This window comes from Microbacterium pygmaeum, from assembly GCF_900100885.1.
In the GTDB taxonomy this organism is placed as follows: domain Bacteria; phylum Actinomycetota; class Actinomycetes; order Actinomycetales; family Microbacteriaceae; genus Microbacterium; species Microbacterium pygmaeum.
This window is the reverse complement of record NZ_LT629692.1, coordinates 134563-158718: the sequence shown is the minus strand read 5'-3', so window position 1 is coordinate 158718 and position 24156 is coordinate 134563. Positions and strand designations below refer to the sequence as shown.

General features: G+C 70.0%; 23 protein-coding genes and 1 pseudogene. 15 read left to right on the top strand and 9 right to left on the bottom strand.

The window, feature by feature from the left end; all coding sequences use genetic code 11:
- A complete protein-coding gene (locus tag BLT19_RS00710; protein WP_091485014.1) occupies positions 1-1068 on the bottom strand; it encodes an SDR family NAD(P)-dependent oxidoreductase in 1068 nt (355 codons plus the stop codon).
- A 48-nt stretch (positions 1069-1116) separates the two neighbouring features.
- Between BLT19_RS00710 and BLT19_RS00705 the strand changes: the two genes are divergently transcribed.
- Together BLT19_RS00705 and BLT19_RS00700 are read left to right on the top strand one after the other, a co-directional pair.
- Positions 1117-1686, top strand: coding sequence for a TetR/AcrR family transcriptional regulator (locus tag BLT19_RS00705; protein WP_091485012.1), 570 nt, complete (start codon positions 1117-1119; stop codon positions 1684-1686).
- Positions 1687-1741: 55 nt separating this feature from the next.
- On the top strand, positions 1742-2074 hold the full coding sequence (locus tag BLT19_RS00700) for a DUF7882 family protein (RefSeq protein ID WP_091485009.1): 333 nt from the start codon (positions 1742-1744) through the stop codon (positions 2072-2074).
- Between the two features lie 179 nt (positions 2075-2253).
- On the opposite strand, the pseudogene BLT19_RS00695 reads toward BLT19_RS00700, so the two are convergent.
- Positions 2254-2541, bottom strand: a pseudogene (locus tag BLT19_RS00695) (DUF7882 family protein); the annotation flags it as partial.
- A gap of 82 nt (positions 2542-2623) precedes the next feature.
- On the bottom strand, positions 2624-3259 hold the full coding sequence (locus BLT19_RS00690) for an NADPH-dependent F420 reductase (RefSeq protein ID WP_091485007.1): 636 nt from the start codon (positions 3257-3259) through the stop codon (positions 2624-2626).
- Between the two features lie 147 nt (positions 3260-3406).
- On the opposite strand from BLT19_RS00690, the gene BLT19_RS00685 reads away from it, so the two are divergent.
- On the top strand, positions 3407-4102 hold the full coding sequence (locus BLT19_RS00685) for a ThuA domain-containing protein (RefSeq protein WP_091493016.1): 696 nt from the start codon (positions 3407-3409) through the stop codon (positions 4100-4102).
- The gene (locus BLT19_RS00680; protein ID WP_091485005.1) at positions 4099-5193 is read left to right on the top strand and encodes a Gfo/Idh/MocA family protein; all 1095 of its coding nucleotides are present in this window, start codon (positions 4099-4101) and stop codon (positions 5191-5193) included. Before BLT19_RS00685 ends, BLT19_RS00680 begins: the two co-directional genes overlap by 4 nt.
- An 18-nt stretch (positions 5194-5211) precedes the next feature.
- Here BLT19_RS00680 and BLT19_RS00675 read toward each other — a convergent pair whose 3' ends face one another.
- Genes BLT19_RS00675 through BLT19_RS00660 form a run of 4 tightly spaced genes read right to left on the bottom strand, consistent with a single transcriptional unit; the run spans position 5212 to position 10832 of the window.
- On the bottom strand, positions 5212-7596 hold the full coding sequence (locus tag BLT19_RS00675) for a beta-xylosidase/alpha-l-arabinosidase (protein WP_456237926.1): 2385 nt from the start codon (positions 7594-7596) through the stop codon (positions 5212-5214).
- Positions 7597-7642: 46 nt separating this feature from the next.
- A complete protein-coding gene (locus tag BLT19_RS00670; protein ID WP_172825568.1) occupies positions 7643-8524 on the bottom strand; it encodes a carbohydrate ABC transporter permease in 882 nt (293 codons plus the stop codon).
- Positions 8524-9537 (bottom strand): carbohydrate ABC transporter permease, encoded by a 1014-nt coding sequence (locus BLT19_RS00665; RefSeq protein WP_091484999.1) that lies wholly within the window; start codon positions 9535-9537, stop codon positions 8524-8526. Before BLT19_RS00665 ends, BLT19_RS00670 begins: the two co-directional genes overlap by 1 nt.
- An 11-nt stretch (positions 9538-9548) precedes the next feature.
- Positions 9549-10832 carry an extracellular solute-binding protein gene (locus BLT19_RS00660; RefSeq protein ID WP_091484996.1) on the bottom strand — a complete coding sequence of 428 codons (1284 nt, stop codon included), beginning with the start codon at positions 10830-10832 and terminating at the stop codon, positions 9549-9551.
- A gap of 178 nt (positions 10833-11010) precedes the next feature.
- On the opposite strand from BLT19_RS00660, the gene BLT19_RS00655 reads away from it, so the two are divergent.
- On the top strand, positions 11011-12009 hold the full coding sequence (locus tag BLT19_RS00655; RefSeq protein WP_091484993.1) for a LacI family DNA-binding transcriptional regulator: 999 nt from the start codon (positions 11011-11013) through the stop codon (positions 12007-12009).
- A 49-nt stretch (positions 12010-12058) separates the two neighbouring features.
- Here BLT19_RS00655 and BLT19_RS00650 read toward each other — a convergent pair whose 3' ends face one another.
- On the bottom strand, positions 12059-13231 hold the full coding sequence (locus BLT19_RS00650; RefSeq protein WP_091484991.1) for an ROK family protein: 1173 nt from the start codon (positions 13229-13231) through the stop codon (positions 12059-12061).
- Positions 13232-13311: 80 nt separating this feature from the next.
- Between BLT19_RS00650 and xylA the strand changes: the two genes are divergently transcribed.
- The 7 genes from xylA (at position 13312) to BLT19_RS00615 (ending at position 20533) form a co-directional block, all read left to right on the top strand.
- Positions 13312-14514 carry a xylose isomerase gene (gene xylA, locus BLT19_RS00645; RefSeq protein ID WP_091484989.1) on the top strand — a complete coding sequence of 401 codons (1203 nt, stop codon included), beginning with the start codon at positions 13312-13314 and terminating at the stop codon, positions 14512-14514.
- Between the two features lie 99 nt (positions 14515-14613).
- Positions 14614-15918, top strand: coding sequence for an FGGY family carbohydrate kinase (locus BLT19_RS00640; RefSeq protein WP_091484987.1), 1305 nt, complete (start codon positions 14614-14616; stop codon positions 15916-15918).
- A 160-nt stretch (positions 15919-16078) separates the two neighbouring features.
- Positions 16079-16717 carry a GTP pyrophosphokinase gene (locus BLT19_RS00635; protein ID WP_231917909.1) on the top strand — a complete coding sequence of 213 codons (639 nt, stop codon included), beginning with the start codon at positions 16079-16081 and terminating at the stop codon, positions 16715-16717.
- A gap of 36 nt (positions 16718-16753) precedes the next feature.
- Positions 16754-17614, top strand: a complete 861-nt coding sequence (locus tag BLT19_RS00630) for a transposase (RefSeq protein ID WP_231917722.1) — start codon at positions 16754-16756, stop codon at positions 17612-17614.
- 7 nt (positions 17615-17621) lie between these two features.
- Positions 17622-18815, top strand: a complete 1194-nt coding sequence (locus BLT19_RS00625) for an alpha/beta fold hydrolase (protein ID WP_231917721.1) — start codon at positions 17622-17624, stop codon at positions 18813-18815.
- A 33-nt stretch (positions 18816-18848) separates the two neighbouring features.
- Positions 18849-20048 (top strand): cation:proton antiporter, encoded by a 1200-nt coding sequence (locus BLT19_RS00620; RefSeq protein ID WP_091484979.1) that lies wholly within the window; start codon positions 18849-18851, stop codon positions 20046-20048.
- The gene (locus BLT19_RS00615; protein WP_091484977.1) at positions 20045-20533 is read left to right on the top strand and encodes a glutaminase; all 489 of its coding nucleotides are present in this window, start codon (positions 20045-20047) and stop codon (positions 20531-20533) included. The genes BLT19_RS00620 and BLT19_RS00615 overlap by 4 nt, the downstream gene beginning before the upstream one ends.
- A gap of 1 nt (position 20534) precedes the next feature.
- Here the strand turns inward: BLT19_RS00615 and BLT19_RS00610 are convergent, their stop codons facing one another.
- A complete protein-coding gene (locus BLT19_RS00610) occupies positions 20535-21299 on the bottom strand; it encodes a glutamine amidotransferase-related protein (RefSeq protein ID WP_091484975.1) in 765 nt (254 codons plus the stop codon).
- An 89-nt stretch (positions 21300-21388) separates the two neighbouring features.
- On the opposite strand from BLT19_RS00610, the gene BLT19_RS00605 reads away from it, so the two are divergent.
- The 3 genes from BLT19_RS00605 (at position 21389) to BLT19_RS00595 (ending at position 24155) form a co-directional block, all read left to right on the top strand.
- On the top strand, positions 21389-22006 hold the full coding sequence (locus BLT19_RS00605) for an RNA polymerase sigma factor (RefSeq protein ID WP_172825567.1): 618 nt from the start codon (positions 21389-21391) through the stop codon (positions 22004-22006).
- Positions 21996-22466 (top strand): hypothetical protein, encoded by a 471-nt coding sequence (locus BLT19_RS00600; protein WP_091484971.1) that lies wholly within the window; start codon positions 21996-21998, stop codon positions 22464-22466. The genes BLT19_RS00605 and BLT19_RS00600 overlap by 11 nt, the downstream gene beginning before the upstream one ends.
- Before the next feature lie 66 nt (positions 22467-22532).
- Positions 22533-24155: a S8 family peptidase gene (locus BLT19_RS00595; RefSeq protein WP_091484969.1), complete on the top strand. Its 1623-nt coding sequence runs from the start codon at positions 22533-22535 to the stop codon at positions 24153-24155.
- Position 24156 lies beyond the last annotated feature (1 nt).

Here is a 24156-nt window from a genome sequence, read left to right as displayed (position 1 = left end):
CTACGCGGCGGACCAGCCGCCGTCGCTGGCCAGAATGATGCCGTTCACGTTGACGCCGTCGCGCGAGAGCAGGAACGTGATGGATGCCGCGAGGGCATCGGCCTCGACCGGGTCGGGCATGATCGCCATGGCGTTCTGAATGCGCTCCGCGCCCAGCGGTGAGCCGAACGAAGCCTCGATGTTGGTGATCGTCGGTCCCGGGGCCACGGCGTTCACGCGGATGCCGCTCGGGCCGTACATGAACGCGCTGCTCTTGGTGAGTCCGGCCACGGCGTGCTTGGACGCGGTGTAGGCGACCCCGGCGGCCGAGCCGCGGAGCGCGGCTTCCGATGCGGTGTTGACGATCGACCCGCCGCCCTGCGCGAGCATCGTGGGGATCACGGCACGCATCAGCTTCATCGTTCCGGTGACGTTGACGCGGAACACCCGCTCCCACACGGCGTCGGACACGTCGCCCACCGGCGTCATGTCGTCCATGATCCCGGCGATGTTGGCCAGGCCGTCGATCGTGCCGCCGGCCGCTTCGAGGATGCGGGCGACGCCCGCGTCGTCGGTGATGTCAGCGGTGAGGGCCACCACCTCGGCATCCGAGTGCGCTCCGGCGAACTCGTCGAGGCGCGCCTGGCTGACGTCGACCGCGATGACGCGACCGCCCTCGCGCGCGATCCGCGACGCGGTGGCGCGCCCGATGCCCGAGCCGGCGCCGGTCACGATCACGGTCTGACCGGTGAAGCGGCCCTGATCGACGCGCTCGGTCCATTCCCGCAGGACGACCGTCGGGGCGGGAGCCGGCGCCGCCGCGTCGGCCGAAGGCGCGGGCGGCACAGGCGCCTCGCCGGCCGGAACATCGCCGGCCGCGGCACGACGCACCAGGTCATCGAGCATCTCCTGCGTGAATGCTCCTCGGCTCATCTTCACGAGGCGCTTGATCGCGAGGCGCTTGATCGGCTTGAAGACCTCGGGCGACTGGCCGCCTTCGGCGAGCATCGCGGTGAGGATGGCGTTTCCCGTCGGATCGTCGAGCCAGGCGGCGATCGATGAATCGGCGGTGAGGGCGGTGGTGCTCATGACGGGTCCTTTCGACCGGACAAGTGTGTCCGGTACTAGGCTACACGGGTGCTGAACGGTGAGGAAGAGCCGAAGCGGCCGAACCGCGGACCCGCGGCCGGTCCCGGCAATCGGCGCGCCCTGATCACCGCTGCCCGTGAGGTGTACGCCATCGACGGCCTGAGCGCGCCCTTCAGCGCGGTCGCCAAGCGGGCCGGTGTCGGCCAGGGGAGCCTCTACCGGCATTTCCCCGATCGCACCGCGCTCGCCGTGGCGGTGTTCGAGGAGAATCTCATCGACCTCGAAGCGGTCACCGCCCCGGCGGAGCGCACGATCGACGATCTGCTGGATCGCGTCGTGGATCAGGCGATGGTCGCCACGGCGTTCATCGAACTGATCACCGCCGATCTGTACGATCCGCGGATCGCCCCGCTGGGCATCCGGTTCCGCAGCGTCGTTGCGACGCTCCTCGAGCGCGAGCAGACCCTCGGCCACGTCGGCGCGCACGTCGACACCGAGGACGTGATGTTGGCGGTGGGGATGCTGGCGACCGCCCTCGCCAGAACCCGCGACGACGAGCGAGCCGACGTGGCGCGACGCGCGCGTGCGCTGCTGCGCGCCGCCTTCGCCCCGCGCTGATCGGCGGATGTCGTCTCCCCCTCCGCAAACACGGGGGGACGACTACGCTCGAAGGATGGGCAGGTTCATCTACGACACAATGGCGAACTCGGTCGACATCGACGATCGCACGCTGGCGCACCTGCGCATCGTGGTGATGAACAAGCTGCGCCGCACCGAAGCATTCATGTTCGACGTCGAGGTCGGCGACGGCAGCGGTCGACGCAGCTTCTGGATGCACCCGTCGGTGCCCATCCAGTTCCACTTCTTCGGCAGCCGTCAGCCCCGCATCAACCGCGCGTGGGTGGAAGACCTCATGCAGGTCGCGAGCGGCCCGAACGGTCTGACGATCACGCCGGAGCCGGCGGAGGATTCAGCGCCGGCGCCGTCGGATCAGCCCGCCGGCTGAACCGGGACCTCTGCCGTCTCGAGCGAGCGCTTCTGCGCTCCCTCGACATCCAGCGGTGCCATCTCCGTGCCGGCGACCGTCAGCTTGTCGATGGAGAGCTCTTCCACCTCGACCTTGCCCACCGCCAGCTCCGACACCCCTTCATCCGAGATCTCGGCGGCGTCGGCATCGAAGTGGCCGGCGATGAGCGTGATGCCGCCCGATGAGTTCGCGGAGTTGGCGAGCTCCTCGATCCACTCACGGCTGAGTTCGGCTGGCTCCGGGTCGTCGAAGACGAACCGCAGCGGAATCGACGGATGCAGCCAGATCGTGCTGCGCCCGCGCGGCTGATCCTCGGGGTGCCGCCACGACACGGTGAACGACTCGCTGCGGCGAAGCTTCGTCGAGATGACGACCTTCAGGTGCGCGAGTGCCCGATCGTCGATGTGGATCGGTGTCGCCGACCCGCCGTAGTAGATGGTGCCCACGCGAAAACGATAAGCCCTCGGCCCGCGAGCGCGGCATCGCTGGGGAAAGACCGCAGGATCTGCGACGCGGTCGCCCGGCCCTTCAGCGCTGGGCGCGGGCCAGGTTCGCCGTCAGCTCGTCCTTGTTCTGGCGGACGACGTAGGCGGGCCGGTCGCGCTCGACCCGCCAGCTGTCGGCGAGCGGACCGACGTTGACCGTGTCGAATCCGAACTCGTCGTACAGGTCGGTGGCCAGCGCGGCCGCGTCCTCGAAATCGCTCGCCGTCGCGAGTGCGCGCCGGTCGGCGGTACCTGCAGGGGTGCCGTCGGTCAGGATGTCACCCGAGGTGATGTGGTTGAACGCCTTGGCGACCTTCGAATCGGGGAGGTGGTCCTGCAGCAACTGGCTCGTCGTCGTCGACTTGTCCTCGAGAGCCGGGATGCGCCCGTCGCGCTCCCAGTAGTAATTGTTCGTATCCAGCACGATCTTGCCGGCCAGCGGGGCGACCGGCACCGCGTCGAGTGCCTTCAGTGGAACGGTCACGATCACGAAGTCGCCCGCGGCCGCAGCATCCGTCGCCGTCGCCGCCGTGGCGCGCTCGCCGAGCGCGCCGACCAGATCGGTCAGGGTCTCAGGACCCCGCGAGTTGCTGATCACGACGTCATAGCCTCGGTCCACGAGACCCCGCGCCAGGGTCGAACCGATGTGTCCTGCTCCGATGATTCCCACTGTTGTCATGCTCGGGCCAACGCGCCGCGGCCCACATCATTCCCTCGTCGCGCCGGACCGGCTTTTCGAAAACCCCCCACGCCGCGGTCTGTGTCGGCCACTCTCGAAGAGAGCGACGACGATGGACGAGTCCTCAACGAAGCAGGGAGCACGCACATGAGCCGCAGCGCACTCGTCGTCCGGGGCGGATGGGAGGGGCACCAGCCGGTGGAGGCCACCGAGCTGTTCCTGCCGTTCCTGCGCGACAGCGGATTCGATGTGCGGGTCGAGTCCTCGAACGAGGTGTACGCCGATGCCGCTGCGATGGCGCAGACAGACCTGATCGTCCAGTCGGTGACGATGTCGGAGATCTCCCGTGAAGCGCTGGACGGATTGCGCACCGCGGTGGAGGCCGGATGCGGACTGGCCGGCTGGCACGGCGGCATCGCCGACTCGTATCGCGGCTCCTCCGACTACCTGCAGCTCGTCGGCGGCCAGTTCGCCACGCACCCGGGCAAGGAGCCGTCGCTGCGCGTCGGCGATTCCACCGACAACTACCTGGGCTACACGATCGAGCTGACCGATCTCGGCCGCACGCACGAGATCACGGCCGGCCTGGAGGATTTCGCCCTGGAGACCGAGCAGTACTGGGTGCTGCACGACGACCTCAACGATGTGCTGGCGACCACCACGCATCCTCCGCAGCCCTATCATCCGTGGCATCGGCCGGTGACCTCTCCCGCTGTCTGGACGCGATCGTGGGGGAGCGGCCGGGTCTTCGTCTGCACGGCCGGGCACAGCGTCGACGTGCTTGCGGACGACAACGTGCGCACGATCATCGAGCGCGGCATGCTCTGGGCGGCCCGCTCGTGACCGGGCGCCGGATCGGCATCGTCGGCCTCGGCGTGATCTCGCGGGCCTACCTCGACACCCTCTCAGGCGCGGCCGGCGTGGAGATCACCGCCGTCGCGGATCTGGATCCCGCGCGCACGGCGGCGGTCGCGGAGACGATCCCCGGGGCGCTCGCGCTCACGCCGTCGGACCTGTACGCCCACGCCGACGTGGACACCGTCCTGAATCTGACCATTCCCGCCGCGCACGAGGAGGTGGCGCTCGCAGCCCTCGCCGGGGGCAAGGACGTCTACGGCGAGAAGCCGCTCGCGGCGACCCTGGACGCCGCGAGCCGCGTCCTCGCTGCCGCAAACACAGCTGGCCGGCGGGTCGGCGGCGCTCCGGACACCGTGCTCGGCACCGGCGTGCAGACGGCTCGGGCCGCGGTGGAGGCCGGGATGATCGGCACCCCCGTCTCGGCGACGGCGACGTGGCTGTCGCGGGGCCATGAGGCATGGCATCCGCACCCCGACTTCTACTACCGCGAGGGCGGTGGACCGCTGCTGGACATGGGCCCGTACTATCTCACGGCGCTTGTGCACCTGCTCGGCCCCGTGACGTGGGTGGCGGGGGCGAGCAGCCGTTCGCGCGAGCGCCGCATCATCGAGTCGGGCCCGCGCGCCGGGGAACACATCCCGGTGGACGTCGACACGCACGTCACCGGGGTGCTGGGTCACCGTGGAGGGGCGATGTCCACGGTCACCTTCAGCTTCGACGCGCCCTCGACCCGTGCCGAGCCGATCGAGGTGCACGGCGTGGAGGGGATGCTGGTGCTGCCCGATCCCAATCACTTCTCCGGCACCGTGCTCCGGCGGAACGCCCGCTCCACGGAGGTGATCGAGCTCCCGGTGAGCGCGGGCTACGAAGCCGCCTCACGCGGCGTCGGTCTCATCGACTTCGTGACCGGCCCTGGCCGGGCCTCGGGCGAGGTCGCACTGCACGTGCTCGAGATCATGACCGCGCTGCTGGAGTCCGCAGGCCGCGGTGCTCGCGTTCCGGTGACATCCACGGCGATCGTTCCCCAGCTCGTTCCCCTCACCCCCCTCGCCGGGTGGCAAGGGCACGGCGCCTGAGACGACTCCGCACCGGTCTCAGGCGACGCGGACGTCCGCGCGGCGCTGGACGGATGCCTGTGCCATCCGCGGCTCGTCGAGCCCGACGATATGCACGTCGCCGCTGACGACGATTCCCGCGACCGTCTCCCGTTCGACGCACGAAGGCCCGACCCAGAGCGTGACCTCGCCGGGTTCGACGATCCGGCGACCGGCCAGACCGGTGAAGGCAAGCCGCTGCGTCGGCACGTCGAAGCGGACGACGACCTCTTCACCCGGTTCGAGACGCACGCGCTCGAACGCGAGCAGCTGCGCGACCGGACGGGTGACGCTGCCGACCTCGTCACGGGCGTACAGCTGTACGAGGTCGGTGCCGGGGCGGTCTCCGGCGTTGCGCACCCGCACCGTCGCGGTGAAGGCCTCGCCCGCGGTCACGGATGCGTCGGCCCGCAGGTCGGTGCGCGCGAACGACGTATAGGTCAAGCCGTGACCGAAGGGCAGCAGGGGGTCTGACCCCGCGCTGGTCACGTCGGATGTGCCGCCGAGCGTCGGATGCAGGTACGAGAACGGCTGCGCCCCCGCAGAGCGCGGCAGGGAGACGGGGAGGTGACCCGAGGGCGCGACCGCGCCGGACAGGACGGCGGCGATCGCCGGCCCGCCCTCCTCGCCGGGGAAGAAGGCCTGGAGCACGGCGGCCGGTCGAGGCGAATCCGGCGCGTCCGCCGCAGTCCTGCGCGGAGCTTGTCCCGCACCGAGGCCGGTCACGGCGCCGCTGCCGGTCGTCCGCTCCGGCAGCGCCCAGCCGATCGCATAGGGGCGTCCGGTGAGCAGGACCAGCACGACCTGAGTTCCCGTCGCACACACGGCTTCGACCAGCTCTCGCTGCACACCGGGGAGTTCGAGAGACTCGACGTCATTGCCCTCGCCGACCGTGCCGCGCCCGAACAGACCCGCGCGGTCGCCCACGACCACGACGGCGACCTCCGAGCTCCGGGCAAGCTGGACCGCGGCCGCGATACCCGAACGATCCTCGCCCTCGACATCGCATCCGACGGCGTGTTCGATCACGGCATCGCCGAACCGCGCAGCGAGCGCCTCGCGGACGGTCGGCAGCGCGATGCCGAGCGGCGAGTCGGGGTGGTGGGCCAGCACGTGGTTGACGAACGAGTAGCAGCCCATCAGGGCCTCCGCGCTGTCGGCGTTCGGGCCGATCACCGCGATGCGGCGTGTGTCGCGGCCGTGCAGCGGCAGCGTGCCGTCGTTGCTCAGCAGCACGAGGGACTCTTCGGCGAGCGTGCGGGCCAGCGCACGATGAACCGGGGAATCGAGGTCGATGTGCGTCGGGGGTGTGTCGAACCGCTCGTCGAGCAGACCGAGCTCCTCCTTCTCCGACAGCACTCGCAGGACCGCACGATCGAGCACCTCGACATCCAGCGCGCCGGAGCGGACCAGATCCGCGAGGTGTTCGAAGGCATCCCCGCTCGGCAGCTCGACGTCGACGCCCGCGGAGATGGCGGCGCGGGCCGCATCGGCGCGATCGGAGGCGACCTGGTGCATCGTCTCCAGGAACGCGACGGCGAAGTAGTCGGAGACGACGACACCGTCGAAGCCCCACTCCTCGCGCAGCACCTCGGTGAGGTATCGCGTCGTCGCGGCGACGGGGACGCCGTCGATCTCGGCGTAGGAGTTCATCACGCTGCGCGCGCCGCCGTCGCGGATCGCCATCTCGAACGGCGGCAGGAGCATGTCGGCGATCTCCCGGGAGCCGGCATGGACCGGCGCGTGGTTGCGGCCACCCTGCGAGGCGGAATACCCGACGAAGTGCTTCAGCGTCGCGTGGACGCCCTGGCTCTGCAGGCCGCGGACGTACGCGGTGCCAAGCACGCCGACCAGATACGGGTCCTCCCCGATGCACTCGTCCACCCGCCCCCAGCGCGGATCGCGGATGACATCCAGGACCGGGGCCAGGCCCTGGTGGATCCCGAGTTCGCGCATCGATCGTCCGATCTCGCTCGCCATCTCCGCCACGAGCGCCGGGTCGAAGGACGCGCCCCAGGCCAGCGGCGTCGGGAACGTCGCCGCCTTCCAGGCCGCCAATCCGGTGAGGCATTCCTCGTGGACGATCGCCGGAATGCCCAGGCGCGTCTGCTCGCGCAGTCGCCGCTGCTCGCCCCAGAGCCATCGGGCCCGCTCCAGCGGCTCGACGGGTCGTGTGCCGTACACCCGCGTGAGGTGGCCGAGGCCGGCGGCCGTGGCCTCCTCGTAGCGTGTCGAGGTCTGCATCTCGCCGGCCATCGGCGCGACGACCTCGTCCCCCTGGTCGACCCAGTAGCCGACCAGCTGTGCGCGTTTCTCCTCGAGCGTCATCCGCCCGAGCAGTTCGCGGACGCGCGCCGATGCGCGCGAGGAGGTCCCTGAATGCACGTTCACTCTTTCTCGGAAGGGCGGATGCCGCGGGCACCCGTCGAGGTCAGCCCTTGACGGCCCCGGTGAGCCCGCCCACGATGCGGCGTTCGAAGATGCTGAAGAACACCAGCGCGGGGATCATGGACAGGGAGGTGAAGGCGAGGACCTTCGCCGTGTCCACCGCGTACTGCGACGCGAACGCCTGCGTACCGAGGGGCAGAGTGAAGGTGGACTCGCTGCTGAGGATGAACAGCGGCAGGATGTAGCCGTTCCAGCTGCCGATGAAGGCCAGGATCCCGACCGTGATGACCGCGGGAACCGACAGGGGCAGCACCATCCGCCAGAAGAACCCGAGCCTGCTGCATCCGTCGATCGACGCGGCCTCCTGGAGTTCGCGCGGGATCGCCGCCAGGAACGGGACCAGGATGATGATCGTCGTCGGCAGCGCGAACGCGATCTGCGGCACGATGACGCCGACCAGGCTGTTGGTGAGGCCGAGGTTGCGCACCAGGATGTACAGGGGCGTGATCGCCACCGTCATCGGGAACATCAGCCCCGCCGTGAACAGCGCGTAGACGGCGCCGCGGCCTCGGAACGAATAGCGCGAGAGCGCATAGGCGGCCATCAGGCCGAGGGCCACCACGAGGATGGTCGTCGCCCCCGCGGCGATCGTGGAGTTCAGCAGCTGCGTCCAGAACGTGCCGCTGGCGAGCACGTCGGTGTAGTTCGACCAGTTCCACTCCGCCGGCAGCCCTGACGGGTCGACGGTGATCTCGGAGTTCGTGCGGAACCCGCCGATGATGATGTAGGCGACCGGTGCCAGCATCAGGGCGATGAGCACCAGTGCGACGAATCCGACCAGGGCGGTGGTGATCCGGCGCTGACCGGGGGCAGCGGTGCGCCGGGCACCCGGGGCGATCAGGGTCGCCGTGGCGGTGGCGGCCATCATGCCTTTCCTCCGGTCAGTGCGCCGGCCGTATCGCGGCGCAGGATGAATCGCTGGTAGAGCAGGGCGACGACGAGGGAGATGACGAACATCACCACGGCCACGGCGCTGCCGTAGCCGAAGCTGCCGGCGTTGCGGCCGTTGGCGACCATGTAGGTCGCCATCGTCGAGGTTCCCGCAGTGGAGGCGACGTACTGCCCCCAGATGATCCAGACGAGGTCGAACAGCTGCAGCGAGCCGATCACCGACAGGAACGCCCAGATCCGGATCGTGGGGCCCATCAGAGGGAGGACGACGTGGCGCTGGATCTGCCAGTACGAAGCGCCGTCGATCGCCGCTGCTTCGGAGAGCTCCTCGGGGATCCCCTGGAGCCCGGCGAGGAAGAGGATCACCGCGAAGCCGATGTACTTCCACGTGATGATGAGCATCAGGGTCCAGATGGCGATGCCCGGATCCGACAGCCAGTCCGTCGTCAGAGCACCCAGGCCGACCCGCTCCAGCAGCCCGTTGACGGCGCCGTTGGTCTGGAGCATGAGACTCCACCCGATGCCGACGACGACCTCGGAGATCACGTACGGGATGAAGATGAGCACGCGGATGAGCGACTGGAACCGCATCTTGCGGTTCAGCAGCAGGGCGAGCACGATCGCGATCGGTCCCTGCAGGACCAGCGACATCACCACGATGAACGCGTTGTGCCCGAGTGCCTCGTGGAAGTCGGGGTCCGTGAGGATCGTGACGTAGTTGCGAACCCCGACGAAGTCGACCGGGGCGCCGAAGCCGGACCAGCTGAAGAAGCCGTAGTACGCGGCGAGCGCGACCGGGAAGATCACGAACGCGACGAAGACGATCAGTGCCGGTCCGAGCAGGATCAGCAGCTCGAGCCGGGTGCCGAATCTCCGCTTGCGGGCCGCGGCCGGTGCGGGGGGCAGCACCGTGGTGCTGCCCCCCGCGTCTCCGGGCATGCCGGGCGCGGGAGTCGCCTGCGGCGACCCGACGCTCACGGTAGCCATCTCGCGATGCCTCAGGACTTCGCGGCGGCGTCGTTGACGGCGTCGACGATGTCCTGCGCGGTTCCCTGTCCGGCGAACATGTCCACCACGGCGACGTTCAGGGCGTTGCCGACGTTCTGTCCGTAGAGCGTGTCCAGCCACAGCACGACGTACGGTGCGTCGTTGTAGGCGGCCAGCACATCCTGCAGCGCCGGCGTCGTGACGACGCTCTGGGCTTCGGTCGAGGCCGGGAGCGTCTGGAACGCCTCGGCGTAGCCCTCCTGATTCGTCTTCTCGACGATGAAGTTCAGGAAGTCCGTGCACTCCTTCGGCGCGTTGACCCAGCACGAGAATCCGTCGACGCCGCCCATCATCGCGCCCGGCTCCCCGTCGCCACCGGCGACCTCGGGGAACGGGAACCACTGCAGGTCTGCCAGCGGCTGCTCGTCGGGGGTCAGCGAGGCGATCACGCCCGGGTCCCAGGCGCCCATGAGCTCCATGGCGGCCTGGTGGTTGGCCAGCAGGCCGGCCGAGGAACCGGCGCCCTGCTGCGCGGCGGTGGTGAGGAATCCTTCGTTGAACGGGTCGGTGTCGATGAACTTCTGGAGGTTCTCACCCGCGGCGAGCCAGCACGGGTCGTCGAACGTGCGCGAGCTTGCGGCTTCGTCGAGCACGTCCTTCGAGCAGGCGCGCAGCGCGAAGTTGTAGTACCAGTGCGCGGCGGGCCACGCGTCCTTGGCCCCGACGGCGATCGGGTCGACCCCGGCGGCCCGAAGCTGCGTGTCGGCCGCTTCGAGGTCGCTGATGCTGGCGGGTGTGCCCGAGACACCGGCATCCGTGAACAGGTCCGACGAGTAGTAGATGCCCGAGGGCAGCACCGAGACCGGCATGCCGTAGCTCTTGCCATCGATCTCGAAGGCCGACAGCGAATTGCCGACGGCGGCCTGCGACTCGGACGAGATCGCATCGGTGATGTCCATCACCTGGCCGGCCTTCACGATGTCGGCGAGCTTGCCGCCGCCACGGGCCATGAAGATGTCCGGCGCGTCACCGGAGTTCAGGGCGGTCTGCAGCTTGCCGTCCATCTCCTCGTTCTGGATGGACTGGATCTCCACGGTCACGCCTGGGTTGGCCTTCTCGAACGCGGCCGCCGTGTCCTCCCAGTAGGCCTTGCCGTCGCCGGTCGTCGAGTTGTGCCAGAACGTCAGGGTGACCGAGCCGTCCCCTGAGTCGCCCGAGCCGCCGCTGCACCCGCTCAGTGCGAGCGCACCCGCGAGCAGTGCCGCCGATGCGGCCATGATCTTCTTGGCGTTCATGTGATTCCGTTCTCCTCTTCGAGTCCACCCCGTCGAACCGGGGTGTCGGATGCAAGTCGGCCCGCCGTCGGGCCACGCCGCCCCTGCGTGAGCGGAAGTGCCAGAAGTGTCGCCCGTCGTCCTCATCGGTGTCAAACGTTTTCGAAAACCTTTTTCAACGGTGCTAGTGTCTGTCGCCATGGGACGCAGAGCGACGATCACCGATGTCGCCGTCGAGGCCGGCGTCTCCGTCGCGACCGTGTCCAAGGCGGTGAACGGGCGCTACGGAGTGGCGCCGGAGACGGTGCAGCACGTCCTCGACGTCGTCGAGCGGCTGGGCTATCAGTCCAGCCTGGGCGCGAGCAGCATGCGCTCCCGCCGCACCGGGGTGATCGGCGTGCTGGTCGCGGGGTTCGAGCCGTTCAGCGCCGAGATCCTCAAGGGCGTGGGCGCGGGTCTGCGCGACACCTCGTTCGACCTGATGGCCTACAGCGGCGCGCACAACGGCAATCAGGAGGGCTGGGAACGACGCTCCCTGAGCAGGCTCAGCGGGACGCTGATGGACGGGGTGATCATGGTGACGCCCACGGTGGTCGGGGTCGTCGCCGATGTCCCGGTCGTGGCCGTCGACCCGCACACGGGTCGTGCCGACCTGCCGTCCGTCGAGGCGGACAGCTTCGGCGGCGCCCAGCTGGCCGTGCGCCATCTCGTGGAACTGGGGCACCGACGGATCGGCTTCATCGCCGGCCGCCCGGACCTGCGGTCCTCGACCTTGCGCGAGGCCGGGTACCGGCAGGCGCTGGCCGACGCGCGGATCGCGTTCGATCCGTCGCTGATCGGATCGGGCCGCTACGACACTGGGTCATCCCGCGAGGCTGCAGAGGCCATGCTCGCCCAGGACCGCCGGCCGACCGCGATCTTCGCGGCCAACGATCTGTCCGCCCTGTCGATCATCGAGACCGCGCGAGAGTTCGGCCTCGACGTGCCGGGGGATCTGTCCGTGATCGGGTTCGACGATGTGCCAGAGGCCTCGAGGGCGACTCCGGGCCTGACGACCGTCCGCCAGCCCATGCAGCGCATCGGAGCGACGGCCGCCGAGATGCTCGTCGCCCTGATGAGCGGGCGGACCCCCGAGTCCACGCACCTGATCCTCCCGACCCGGCTCGTGCCCCGCGGCACCACCGCGCCGCCGCGCTGATCCGCCGACCTGCGCTGCGCTCCCCCGCGTTCGACGTCGGCGCGCCGGGTCAGCGGTCGGGGCCGGTCGGATCGTTCAGCAGCTCAGCGAACGCCGCCTCCGCCGCGCCGATCAGCAGCCGGTCCTCAGCAAGCGAGGCTACCCGGATGTGGAGTCCCTCCATGTTCGCCGACATCGCCTGCGCTCCGACCGCGTCCAGGAGCCCGGCCGCATCGGAGTCGGCGATGGTCGCCAAGAACCCGCCGAGCACCACGAGCGTCGGGTTCAGCACATTGACCGCATTGGCCAGCGCAGTGGAGAGGATGCCGCGCTGCCGCGCGAGCTCCTCGGTGACGGCGGCGTCATCGGAGCCGGCAAGCGCGGCGGCGAGCGTCGGCTCGTCGGCGGAGTCCAGCCCTGCCACCCTCAGCAGGCGCGATCTGCTGACCTCGTCCTCCAGCACCCCGCCGGAGGCCCGGCGGTCCGAGTCGGCGGCGATGCCCGGACGGTTCTGACCGAATTCGCCGGCATAGCCGCCGGCGCCGGCCACCGGCATCCCTCCGACGACGAGTCCGCCGCCGATGCCGCTGGCTCCGCCGTTGAGGTAGACGATGTCGTCGATGCCGCGCCCCGCGCCGAACAGGTGCTCGGCCATGACGCCGAGGCTGGCGTCGTTTCCGACCGACACGGGCAGCCCCGTCGCCGTCGTGAGCAGATCGCGCAGCGGCGCATCGGTCCAATGGAGGTGCGGAGCGTCGCGGACGATGCCGTCGGCGGTGCGCACGAGTCCCGGAACGGCCACCCCGATGCCGACGAGACGGGCCTCGGCGAGCGCGCCCGACCGCCAGTCGGCCAGTCGCTCGGCGACGAGGTCTGCGGTCTCCTCGGGCGTGAGCAGGTGGTCGAGCTCGAGGCGTTCGCGTACCGGGATCCCGCGATCGAGTCCGATCGCCGCGATCGTCAGCGCGTCGACCTCGGGGTTCACGGCGATCGCGAGGACGCGCGGGTCCACGGTCACCACCGGGGAGGGTCGTCCGACCCGACGTGAGGGGTCCGGTGCCTTCTCCAGTGCCAGTCCGGCTCGGGTGAGCTCGCCGACGAGATCGGCGATCGTCGATCGGTTCAGTCCCGTGAGCTCGGTCAGGCGCGCCCGCGACTGGGGTCCGTCCAGATGCAGCATCCGCAGCAGACGGCTGAGATTGCGCTGGCGGATGCCGCGCGCCGCCGTCGTCGGATCGCTCATCCTCCTCACTGTAGGGGCTCGCCTCGCTCCCCGGAATGGTATAGGTTGTCAAACGCAACAATTTCCCGCAAAGGAGCGTCATGCCCACCCAGTCCGGTCCCACCCCCACTCGCGACGACAAGTTCTCCTTCGGCCTCTGGACCGTCGGCTACAACGGAACCGACCCGTTCGGCGGCCCCACCCGGCCCCCGCTGGATGTCGTCCACGCCGTCGAGAAGCTCGCAGAGCTCGGCGCCTACGGCCTCACCTTCCACGACGACGACCTGTTCGCCTTCGGCTCCACGGACGCAGAGCGCCAGAACCAGATCGACCGGCTCAAGGGCGCGCTCGCCGACACCGGCCTCATCATCCCGATGGTCACCACGAACCTCTTCTCGGCACCGGTCTTCAAGGACGGCGGATTCACCTCCAACGACCGCGACGTGCGTCGTTTCGCGCTGCGGAAGGTCTTCCGCCAGCTCGACCTGGGCGCCGAACTGGGCGCGAAGACGTTCGTCATGTGGGGCGGCCGCGAGGGCGCCGAATACGACTCCGCCAAGGACATCCGCCAGGCGCTGGAGCGCTACCGCGAGGCGGTCAACCTCCTCGGCGACTACGTCACCGACAAGGGCTACGACATCCGGTTCGCGATCGAGCCCAAGCCCAATGAGCCGCGCGGCGACATCCTGCTGCCGACGCTCGGTCACGCGATCGCGTTCATCGACTCGCTCGAGCGCCCCGAACTGGTCGGCGTCAACCCCGAGGTCGGCCACGAGCAGATGGCGGGACTGAACTTCAGCGCCGGCATCGCCCAGGCGCTGTACCACGGCAAGCTCTTCCACATCGACCTCAACGGTCAGCGCGGCATCAAGTACGACCAGGACCTCGTGTTCGGTCACGGCGACCTGCACAACGCCTTCGCGCTGGTGGACCTGCTCGAGAACGGCGGCCCCGGCGGAGTCCCCGCCTATGACGGACCGCGACACTTCGACTACAAGCCGTCGCGCACCGAGGACGAGACGGGTGTCTGGGATTCGGCATCCGCCAACATGCGCACGTACCTCCTCCTCAAGGAGCGCGCCGCGGCCTTCCGCGCGGACCCGGAGGTGCAGGAGGCGCTCGAGGCCGCGAAGGTCGCCGAGCTCTCGGTGCCGACGCTGAACGAGGGCGAGTCGTATGACGACTTCCTCGCCGATCGCTCGGCGTACGAGGACTTCGACGCCGATGCGTACCTCGGAGGCAAGGGCTTCGGCTTCGTGCGACTGCAGCAGCTGGCGACCGAGCACCTGCTCGGCGCTCGCTGACAACCGATCGAACCCCGTTCGCGGTCGGAACACGCCGCATCGCCGAGAGCGATGACGGCGTGTTTCATCCGCGAACGGACCTGAGGTGAAGGAGCAGCGATGACGCTGGTGGCAGGGGTCGACTCGTCGACGCAGTCGTGCAAGGTCGTCGTGACCGATGCCGTGACCGGAGCCCTCGTGCGCGAGGGGCGAGCGGTGCACCCGGAGGGCACCGAGGTCGACCCCGCAGCGTGGTTCGAGGCGCTCCAGACTGCGATCGCCGAGGCGGGCGGCCTCGACGACGTCGCGGCCTGGGCCATCGGCGGGCAGCAGCACGGCATGGTCGTCCTCGATGCCGACGGGCGCGTGCTGCGCCCGGCGCTGCTGTGGAACGACACCCGCTCGGCCGGGGCGGCGGCGGAGCTGATCGCCGAGTTCGGCGCCGAGGCGCTCGCGCAGCGCACCGGTCTGGTGCCGGTGGCATCCTTCACGATCACCAAGCTGCGCTGGCTGCGCGACGTCGAACCCGAGCACGCTGCTCAGGTGGCCGCCGTCGCGCTGCCCCACGACTGGCTCACCTGGCGTCTGCGCGGGTTCGGACCCGCCGATGAGTCGACGCGTGGTCCCGTCCTCGAAGAACTCGTGACGGATCGATCGGATGCCTCGGGCACCGGCTACTGGAATCCCGCGGACGACGGCTACGACCGCGATCTGCTGCGCGCCGCGCTCGGACACGACGCGGTCCTGCCGCGGGTGCTCGGCCCGACCGAATGGGTGACCGACGAGGCCGGACGCCGCGTGGGCGGCGGAGCCGGTGACAACGCAGGAGCCGCGCTGGGCCTGGGCGCCGGTCCCGGCGACGTCATCGTGTCGATCGGCACGAGCGGCACCGTCTTCGCCGTCAGCGAGGTGCGCACGATCGACCCCACGGGGACGGTCGCCGGCTTCGCCGACTGCACGGGCCGGTTCCTGCCGCTGGTCGCGACGCTGAACGCCGCGCGCGTGCTCGATGCCGTCGGCCGGATCCTCGGCGTGGACCACGACGAGCTGAGCCGACTCGCGCTGGCGGCCCAGGCCGGCGCCGGCGGGCTCCAGCTCGTGCCGTACTTCGAGGGCGAGCGCACGCCGAACCTGCCCGATGCGACCGCGTCGCTCTCCGGGATGACGCTCGCATCGACCACCCGCGAGAACCTCGCCCGGGCGGCGGTCGAGGGGATGCTGTCGGGCCTTGCGGCAGGGCTCGCGGCACTGCGGGGTCTCGGGGTGCCGCTGGAGCGCGCGCTGCTGGTGGGCGGCGGCGCGCAGTCGGCCGCCGTCCGCGAGGTCGCCCCGCTCGTCCTCGGCGTCCCGGTCGTCGTCCCCGAACCCGGGGAGTACGTCGCCCTCGGCGCCGCGCGCCAGGCGGCTTCCGTCCTCGCCGTCTGACATCGACGGATCTCACAGGGACCTCGTAGTCCGGCCTCGTAGGGTCGGAGCCATGTCGCAGAACCTCGCCGGGCCCCTCGACCAGCCGCTCCGAGACGATTCGCCCGACGACGATCCGCTCGATGACCGGGTGACCTTCTCCACCTCGCAGCTGCGCACGATGCGCGACGAGATGCAGCGCTTCCTGCTGGAGTACCGCTTCGGCATGCAGGAGATCGAGACCAAGGTCGCGATCCTGCGGGAGGAGTTCCAGCACATGCACGACTACAACCCGATCGAGCACGTCTCGAGCCGGGTGAAATCGCCCGACAGCCTCGTCGAGAAGGTGGTCCGCAAGGGCATCGACTCGGACTTCGCCTCCATCCGCGAGCACATCACCGACATCGCCGGGGTTCGCATCACCTGCAGCTTCACCACCGACGCCTACCGGCTCTTCGATCTGCTCACCGCGCAGGACGACATCACGCTCGTCGCGGTCAAGGACTACATCGCCGAGCCCAAGGGCAACGGGTACAAGAGCCTGCACGCGATCCTCGAGGTGCCGGTGTTCCTGTCCACCGGCCGGGTCGACGTGCCGGTCGAGGTCCAGTTCCGCACCATCGCGATGGACTTCTGGGCGAGCCTCGAGCACAAGATCTACTACAAGTACGATCGTCAGGTCCCGGACGGACTGCTGGCGAGCCTCAAGGACGCCGCCGACACCGCCGCCGAACTCGACGAGCGGATGCAGCGCCTGCACCGGGAGCTGCACGGTCCGGGCGCCGCGCCGCACGGCCCTGAACGGATGATCGCGGTCTGACCTGTCTTTCGCGCGCCGGCGCGACACAATGGGTCTGTGGCTTCACGCGGGGACGACGGCGAAGACGAGATCGCGGCGCTCGACGCCGTCGCGGCCGAACTGTACGCGCTGCCGCCCGACGAGTTCACGGCCGCCCGCAACACGCATGCCGCCGGCGCTCCGCGCTCACTCGCCGCGCGGATCAAGGCGCTCCGCAAGCCCACGGCCGCCGCGTGGGCGGTCGATCTCCTCGCCCGCGAGGGGCAGCTGGCGGACGCGCTGGAACTGTCGGCGCAGCTGCGCGAAGCGCAGGACGACCTGGACGCCGCGGAACTCGGCCGCCTCAGCCGGCAGCGCCGGCAGCTCGTCACGGCGCTGGCCGGTCAGGCCGTCGACCTGGCCGCACAGCGCGGCGTGACCATCAGCGGCGCCGCCCGCACCGATGTGGAGAAGACGATCAACGCCGCGGTGATGGATGCCGCGGCCGCCGTCGCCGTGATGACCGCGCGCCTGGTCCGCCCGCTCGAGGCGTCGGGCTTCGACCCCGTCGATCTGACCGACGCGGTCGGCGGAAGCCTGCCCGGCGTGCCCGACTCGCCGCCGCCGAGCCGCGACGACCTCGCTGAGCGACGCGCGCGCAAGGAGGCGGAGCGCGCCCTGCGCGACGCGGAGCGCGCGGCAGGCGAGGCCGACCGCGAGTTGGACAAGCTCGAGGCCCGCCTGACGAAGTCGCGCGAACGCGGCGACCAGCTGCGGGAGCGCATCGACGACCTGCAGCGGGATCTGGCGCGTCTGCAGGCGGACGCGGAGAAGGCCGACCGGGAGACCGATCGGCTCGACCAGGAGCGCGCAGGCGCGGCATCCCGCTCCCGATCCGCCACCGCAGCGGCCGAGAAGGCGCGTCGCTTGGTGGAATGATGCAGGGATGAGGATGCTGCGCCGCCACGGACATCGCTTCGTCGCCGGCTTCCTCGCGCTGACGCTCGCGCTCATCGGCGCGATCGTCGCGGTCGAAGCCGTGCGCATCGCAGGCGACGCGCTCGAGCGCCCCACCGTCGACGCCTTCTACGAGCAGCCGGCCGGAGCCGCCGACGGCGACCCCGGCACGATCGTCAAGCTGGACCCGCTGCTCGGGACGCCGCTGGCGGCTCGCGCCTGGCGGATCATGTACCGGACGACGACCGTGCAGGGCGACCCGGTGGTCTCCACGGGAGTCCTGGTGGTGCCGCTGGCGCCGCCGCCGCCCGGCGGTCGCACGATCGTCTCGTGGGGTCACCCGACCACGGGCGCGGCGAAGGACTGCGCTCCGTCGTACGGCTTCGATCCGTTCACGATGATCGAGGGGCTCCGCGCGCTGCTCGACCGCGGCTACGCGGTCGTGGCCACCGACTACGTCGGCATGGGCACCGATGGACCGGACTCGTATCTGGTCGGCGTCACGGGCGGCAACGCCGTGCTCGACGCGGCCAGGGCGGCCCGCGCGGTCCCCGAGGCGCGGGCCAGCGATCGTCTCATCCTCTGGGGCCACTCGCAGGGCGGCCAGGCCGTGCTCTTCGCCGCCGAGCGAGCGAGCCGGTACGCACCCGAATTCGACCTGCTGGCCGTTGCCGCCGCAGCCCCGGCCGCGAACCTCATCGACCTGATGGGCGCCCACCTCGACGACATCTCCGGAGTGACGATCGGCTCCTACGCCTTCACCGCGTTCTCCGAGGTGTATCCGCAGGCGCAGCTCGACGACATCCTCACCCCCGATGCCCTCGAGATCGTGCCGACGATGAACGAGCTGTGCCTGCTCCCCAACATCGCCGACCTGCATCGCATCGGCCAGCCGCTGGTCGGGAACTTCACCACGAGCGATCCGACCACGACCGAGCCGTGGCAGCAGCTGCTGACCGACAACTCGGCGGGCTCGACCACCTTCGATGCGCCGCTCTTCCTCGCGCAGGGGCTGGATGACACACTCGTCATCCCCGATGACACCGAGAAGTTCGCGGCGCACGAGGCATCCCTCGGAATGGATGTGACCTTCCACCCGATCTCGTTCGCCGACCATGGCTCGATCGCGTACCTGGCGATCCCCGGCCTGCTGGCCTGGCTGGATCGCGTCGCGCCGCGCTGATGCGCACCTCGCTCCGATCGCTATGGTGAACGCGTGGACGACCTCGAACCGACGCTGCTGGTCATCCCCGTGCTCGCGGTGCTGGCCCCGATCCTCGCCAGAGGCCTCGGCCGGTGGGTGCGAGTGCCGATCGTCGTCTTCGAGCTCGTGCTCGGCATCCTCGTGGGACCGTCGCTGCTCGGCTGGGCGCAGCCGTCGGATTTCGTCGCCACCCTCTCGCAGTTCGGCCTCGCGATGCTGTTCTTCGTCGCCGGCTCCGAGATCGAGTTCACCGAGCTGCGCGAGCGCTCCGGGCGCCTGGCGATCGTCGGCTGGCTGATCAGCATCGCGGCCGGCATCGGCATCGTCTGGGCCTTCGCGCCCGGCGAGATCGCGATCCTCATCGGCATCGCGCTGTGCTCGACCGCGCTGGGCACGATCCTGCCGATCCTGCGGGATGCCGGTGAGCTGCAGACGCCCTTCGGCCGTGCGATCGGAGCGATCGGCGCAGTCGGCGAGTTCGGTCCGCTGATCGCCATCTCGCTGTTCCTGGGCAGCAAGGACCCCGGGGTCGAGACGATCATCCTGGCGATCTTCGCCCTGGTCGCGGGCCTCGCGATCTGGCTGGCCATCAAGCTGCCGCGCGGCGCGATGCACCGGACCGTCAACGCATCGCTGCACACCTCGGGTCAGTTCGCGATCCGGGTGGTGCTGCTGATCCTGTCGGCGCTGGTCGCCCTGAGCATCGTCCTGGACCTGGACATGCTGCTGGGCGCCTTCGCGGCCGGAATCGTCTGGCGGCTCATCATGCGCGATGCGGCCGAAGCCGACCGCCATGCCGTCGAGAGCAAGGTGGAAGCGGTCGCCTTCGGGTTCCTCATCCCGATCTTCTTCATCTACACCGGCATCACCTTCGACCTCGAGGCGCTCCTGGACAACCCGCTGCTGCTGGCTCTCGTGCCGCTGGTGGTGGTGGCGCTGCTCGTGATCCGTGGCCTGCCGTCCACGCTCGCCGCCCCGCGCGGATCGACCCGGAAGCAGCGGCTGTCGGTTGCGCTGCTCGGGGCGACCGGGTTGCCGATCATCGTCGCCGTCACCGGGATCGGGGTCGACGAGGGGATCCTCACGACCGCCGATGCCGCCGTCTTCGTGGGGGCAGGCATGCTCTCAGTGCTGGTCTTCCCGCTCGTCGCGATGAGCCTTCGAGGAGAACGCACCGCCGGCGTCCGCGAATTCGAGGACGACCGGGCGTGAGCACCGCCGCCGTCCTGGATGCAGCGCGTGGTCGCCTCGTGGGCGCGCCGCAGGAGGCGATCGGCGAGCTGCTGGCACCCCGGCGGATCCTCGGCATGGCGCGAGCGCCGCGGATCGTGCGGCACGGTCGCGCCTGGCATCTCGGTGTCCTGCTGCTCACCGACGATGCCGTGCTGGGCACCGGTGAGATCCTCCGCGCACGTGAGGCGGCACCTCGCGGGTTCACCGCGGAATCGCAGCGCCGTCGCGCAGAACTGGCCGGGGCCGCGCGCCGCGGCGGCTTCGCCGAAGGCGAGACCGTCCACATCGGCTGGGAGGTGCTGGATGTCGACGCGGTGGACCGCGGCGCGGCATCCGGACCCCTCGCACTGCGCGACGGCGTGCCATCGGTGCGCTGGAGCTCCACCGGCGGTTTGGTGCCGCTCGAGTCGTACCTGGCCGACCGCGTCGACCTGCTGCTGCATCCGCCCGGCGGCGCGACGTGACTCAGGCGGGTCCGAAGGCGCGCGCGAAGCCGCGCAGCAGTCGCACGGGTTCGGTGACGGATGCTGCGAGCACCCGCCCCGCCAGCACGTCGTAGTCCTCGGCGGCGAAGTACCCGTCGTCGCGGTACACGGCCATCCGCTCGGTGAAGGCGCGGGGAGTCGGTTCCGGGTGGAACTGCGTCGCGTACAGCCGCGTGCCCACCCGGTACGCCTGGACGGGACACGCGTCGTTCTCGGCCAGGAGGGTGGCGGTCGGCGGGACGACGCCGGAACCCTCTTTGTGCGCCGTGACGGCCGTGAACCGGCGCGCCAGCGGCCCGAAGAGCGGGTCGGCCTCACCGTCGGCGGTGAGATCGATCGCGACCGGACCGGTGTCTTCGGGGTAGGCGCGGCTGACCTCGCCGCCCAGCATCCGTGAAACGACGCCGATCCCGTAGCACGTGAACAGGGCGGCGACCGGGTCGCCCGCGGCATCCGTCCGATCCGCTTCCAGGACCGCGCCGGCGATCCGCTCGAGGTCGGCTTCGAGCCGGCGCTGCACCGGTGTCTTGCTGGATTCCGGGTCTGTGACGTTGAACGGGCTGCCGCCGACGAGGAACCCGCTGTAACGCTCGAAGGCGTCCGCAGGGAGCGCGTCGCGGACCAGATCGTGCTGGGCGAGCTGGGCCCGATCGAGTCGGGTGGCGGCACGGAAGGACTCGTATTCGGCTGCCGCCGCGCCCTGCTGCGGGCGCACACAGACGTACAGCAGCGGCGCGGTCCCCATGGCTCGAATTCTACGGTGGATCCGTGCGTGCACCGATGTATCACCGAGATCCTTTCGCTCTCCCTCTTGGTGTGGACACAATGGGCGTCATGACGCATGCCGGCGCTGATTCGCCCGTCGACGCCGCCGAACCCACCCGGTGGGAGCGTGCGGCCGAGCTGTTCCTGCGATGGCGGGGCGGTGATCCGCGCGCAATGGACGAGCTCGTCCGGCTGATGACTCCGCTGCTGTGGCACGTCGTGCGCGCGTACGGGCTGGATTCGGCGCTCGCGGAGGACGTCGTGCAGACGACGTGGCTCACCCTGGTGCGCCGGCACGAGACCATCGCGGAGCCGCAAGCGGTCTCGGGATGGCTGACGATGTGCGCGCGCCGAGAAGCCTGGCGGGTGGGCAAGCTGCACCGCAGAGCCGATGCGGTCGAAGCGGAGGACCTCGAGCCGCACCTGCCGACGCAGGAGTCGGCCGAGCAGACGGCGGCGACAGACGACGAGTCGCGTCGGCTCTGGATCTCGGTGCGCCGGCTGGACGAGCGCTGCCAGCGGCTGCTGCGCATCGTCGCGTTCGAGGAGCGTCCGGACTACGCGCGCATCGCGAAGGACCTGGCGATGCCGGTCGGGTCCATCGGCCCGACCCGTCAACGGTGTCTCGGCAAACTCCGCACCCTCCTCGAAGGTGACGGATGGGGAGGAGATTCTCATGGAGACTGAAGATTTCGCCGCGGATGCGGCTCTGTTCGCACGATTGCGCGCGGTGTGGGAGGACGTCGATCCGGTCCCCGTCGATCTGGTCGACCGGATGGTGGCGGCTGTGGCCGTGGAGGACCTCTCCCGCGAGTACGCGCTGCTCACGCTGGTGGAGGGCTCCCACCTGTCGGCCGTGCGCGGCGAGGCCGATACCGCGACCCTCCAGTTCAGCGACGGCACGACCAACGTGCTCGTCCACGTGACCCTGGCCGAGGACGGCTCTCGCCGCGTGGACGGATGGGTGGATGCTCCGGCCCTCGCGATCCGGCTGGCACAGGGTGACCGGGAGTGGTCTGCCGAGCCGGCCGAGCACGGCCGTTTCGCGTTCGAGGGCGTGAAGGCGGGGATCACCCGCCTGCGCATCGTCGTGCGCGACGCCGACGGCGAGCTGAACGACTTCCAGACACCGCAGTTCGAGGTCTGAGAACGGATGCCGCGGCCACCCGGCCCCGCGGCGAGAACGCAAACCCCGCTGAATGAGGAGTGATCGATGACGACCCTGCCCCCTGATGATTCCGTCCGACCTGCCGGTGGCTCGAATTGGCGGGCCCGCTACGACGCGGCCCGCGCCCGCGGCGTGTCGCTGGACCCCAAGAGCGAGCCGGTCGAAGGTGTGCGCGCCTACCCGACCTCGTATGACCCCGACCACCTGCTGGTGACGGTCGGCGCTGACGAACTGTCCCGCGTGCTGGAGCTGCTGCGCCCGGCGGCCGCCGACTTCGGGTGGGGTATCGAGTTGCAGAACCTGGATCGCACGTCCGTGGACCTCGACACTGCCCGGGAACGGTCCCGACGCGGGCGCGAGGAGCTGGACCTGCCCACGATCTATCGGGTGCAGATCTTCCCGTCTCCCAGCGACGACAAGGACGATCAGCCCGTTCCGCCGATCGACGCGTGGCGGCTGCTGCAGCGCGCGCGTGCGCGCAACGGGCGGGACATCGGCGGGGTCGGCCTCGACCACGTGCTGACGGTCGACCCGTTCGGCAAGACGAACCCGTTCGGCAAGACGAACCCGTTCGGCAAGACGAACCCGTTCGGAAAGACCAACGCCCCCGGCACCGAGAGCTACGCCGACCCGGGCAGCGGCGGCAGGCAGGTGGTCGACTACGTCGGTGCCCAGCCGCAGCGCTCGGCCGTGGTGGGCAAGGGCGGTCGGCGGCCCGTCATCGCGATCCTCGACACCGGGTGCGGCACGCACGCCTGGCTGCCCGATGACATCGTCACCCGCAAACCCCAGCTTGAGAACCGGGTGATCGGAGTCCACGACGACGCGACGGACCCGGAGCTGCATGGTGACGTCTCCGGGCCGCACGACGGGATGATCGACGATGCGGCCGGCCACGGGACCTTCATCGCCGGGATCGTGCGACAGGTCTGTCCCGACGCCGACATCGTGTCGGTCCGCGTCGCCGACAGTCAGGGCACGGTCGCAGAAGGCGAGTTCATGCTGGCCGTCCGTTCACTCGTCAAGTGGATGTCCGCCCCGCTCGACCAAGGCGGTCGCAGGATCGATGTGCTGAACATCTCGCTGGGCTACTACCACGAGACTCCCGAGGACGAGCTGTTCGATCGCACGCTCAGCGACCTGCTCCTGGCGGCACGGCGCCGGGGCTGCACGATCGTGTGCTCCGCCGGCAACGACGCGACCGATCGCCCCTCGTTCCCCGCGGCGCTGTGGGCCTGGCCGCACGCCGAGTTCACCGTCGCTGATCCGGACGATGCAGCGCCGCACGTGTCGGTCGGTGCGCTGAACCCGAACCGCACGATGGCCCTGTTCAGCAATCTGGGACCGTGGGTACGGACGTATGCTCCCGGCGCGGCCGTGCTCAGCACGACGCCGCCGTTCAACGGCGGAGTCCAGCCCGGGACGCGCAGCGACGTCGATGGGATACGCCGGGAGACCATCGATCCCGACGACTTCAGCGGAGGGTTCGCCCTCTGGAGCGGTACATCGTTCGCCGCACCCTACGTCGCGGGCCTGCTCGCGCAAGCGCTCGTCGCCCCGCTCGGAGAGGCGAAACTCGACAGTGATGCCGATCGCGTCTCCGCTGCGCGAGCCGCGGAGCGGTCGTTGGTGGGTGACCTGGCCGCTGTCGGACCGCTGAAGGCCTGAT

Bases quoted from the DNA above. Each gene is read 5' to 3' on its own strand.
- BLT19_RS00670 (WP_172825568.1), bottom strand. From the start codon at position 8,524: ATGGCCGCCACCGCCACGGCGACCCTGATCGCCCCGGGTGCCCGGCGC.
- BLT19_RS00665 (WP_091484999.1), bottom strand. From the start codon at position 9,537: ATGGCTACCGTGAGCGTCGGGTCGCCGCAGGCGACTCCCGCGCCCGGC.
- BLT19_RS00655 (WP_091484993.1), top strand. From the start codon at position 11,011: ATGGGACGCAGAGCGACGATCACCGATGTCGCCGTCGAGGCCGGCGTC.
- BLT19_RS00605 (WP_172825567.1), top strand. From the start codon at position 21,389: ATGACGCATGCCGGCGCTGATTCGCCCGTCGACGCCGCCGAACCCACC.
- BLT19_RS00685 (WP_091493016.1), top strand. From the start codon at position 3,407: ATGAGCCGCAGCGCACTCGTCGTCCGGGGCGGATGGGAGGGGCACCAG.
- BLT19_RS00660 (WP_091484996.1), bottom strand. From the start codon at position 10,832: ATGAACGCCAAGAAGATCATGGCCGCATCGGCGGCACTGCTCGCGGGT.
- BLT19_RS00610 (WP_091484975.1), bottom strand. From the start codon at position 21,299: ATGGGGACCGCGCCGCTGCTGTACGTCTGTGTGCGCCCGCAGCAGGGC.
- BLT19_RS00625 (WP_231917721.1), top strand. From the start codon at position 17,622: ATGAGGATGCTGCGCCGCCACGGACATCGCTTCGTCGCCGGCTTCCTC.
- BLT19_RS00690 (WP_091485007.1), bottom strand. From the start codon at position 3,259: ATGACAACAGTGGGAATCATCGGAGCAGGACACATCGGTTCGACCCTG.
- BLT19_RS00710 (WP_091485014.1), bottom strand. From the start codon at position 1,068: ATGAGCACCACCGCCCTCACCGCCGATTCATCGATCGCCGCCTGGCTC.
- BLT19_RS00650 (WP_091484991.1), bottom strand. From the start codon at position 13,231: ATGAGCGATCCGACGACGGCGGCGCGCGGCATCCGCCAGCGCAATCTC.
- BLT19_RS00635 (WP_231917909.1), top strand. From the start codon at position 16,079: ATGCGCGACGAGATGCAGCGCTTCCTGCTGGAGTACCGCTTCGGCATG.
- xylA (WP_091484989.1), top strand. From the start codon at position 13,312: ATGCCCACCCAGTCCGGTCCCACCCCCACTCGCGACGACAAGTTCTCC.
- BLT19_RS00700 (WP_091485009.1), top strand. From the start codon at position 1,742: ATGGGCAGGTTCATCTACGACACAATGGCGAACTCGGTCGACATCGAC.
- BLT19_RS00640 (WP_091484987.1), top strand. From the start codon at position 14,614: ATGACGCTGGTGGCAGGGGTCGACTCGTCGACGCAGTCGTGCAAGGTC.
- BLT19_RS00595 (WP_091484969.1), top strand. From the start codon at position 22,533: ATGACGACCCTGCCCCCTGATGATTCCGTCCGACCTGCCGGTGGCTCG.
- BLT19_RS00600 (WP_091484971.1), top strand. From the start codon at position 21,996: ATGGAGACTGAAGATTTCGCCGCGGATGCGGCTCTGTTCGCACGATTG.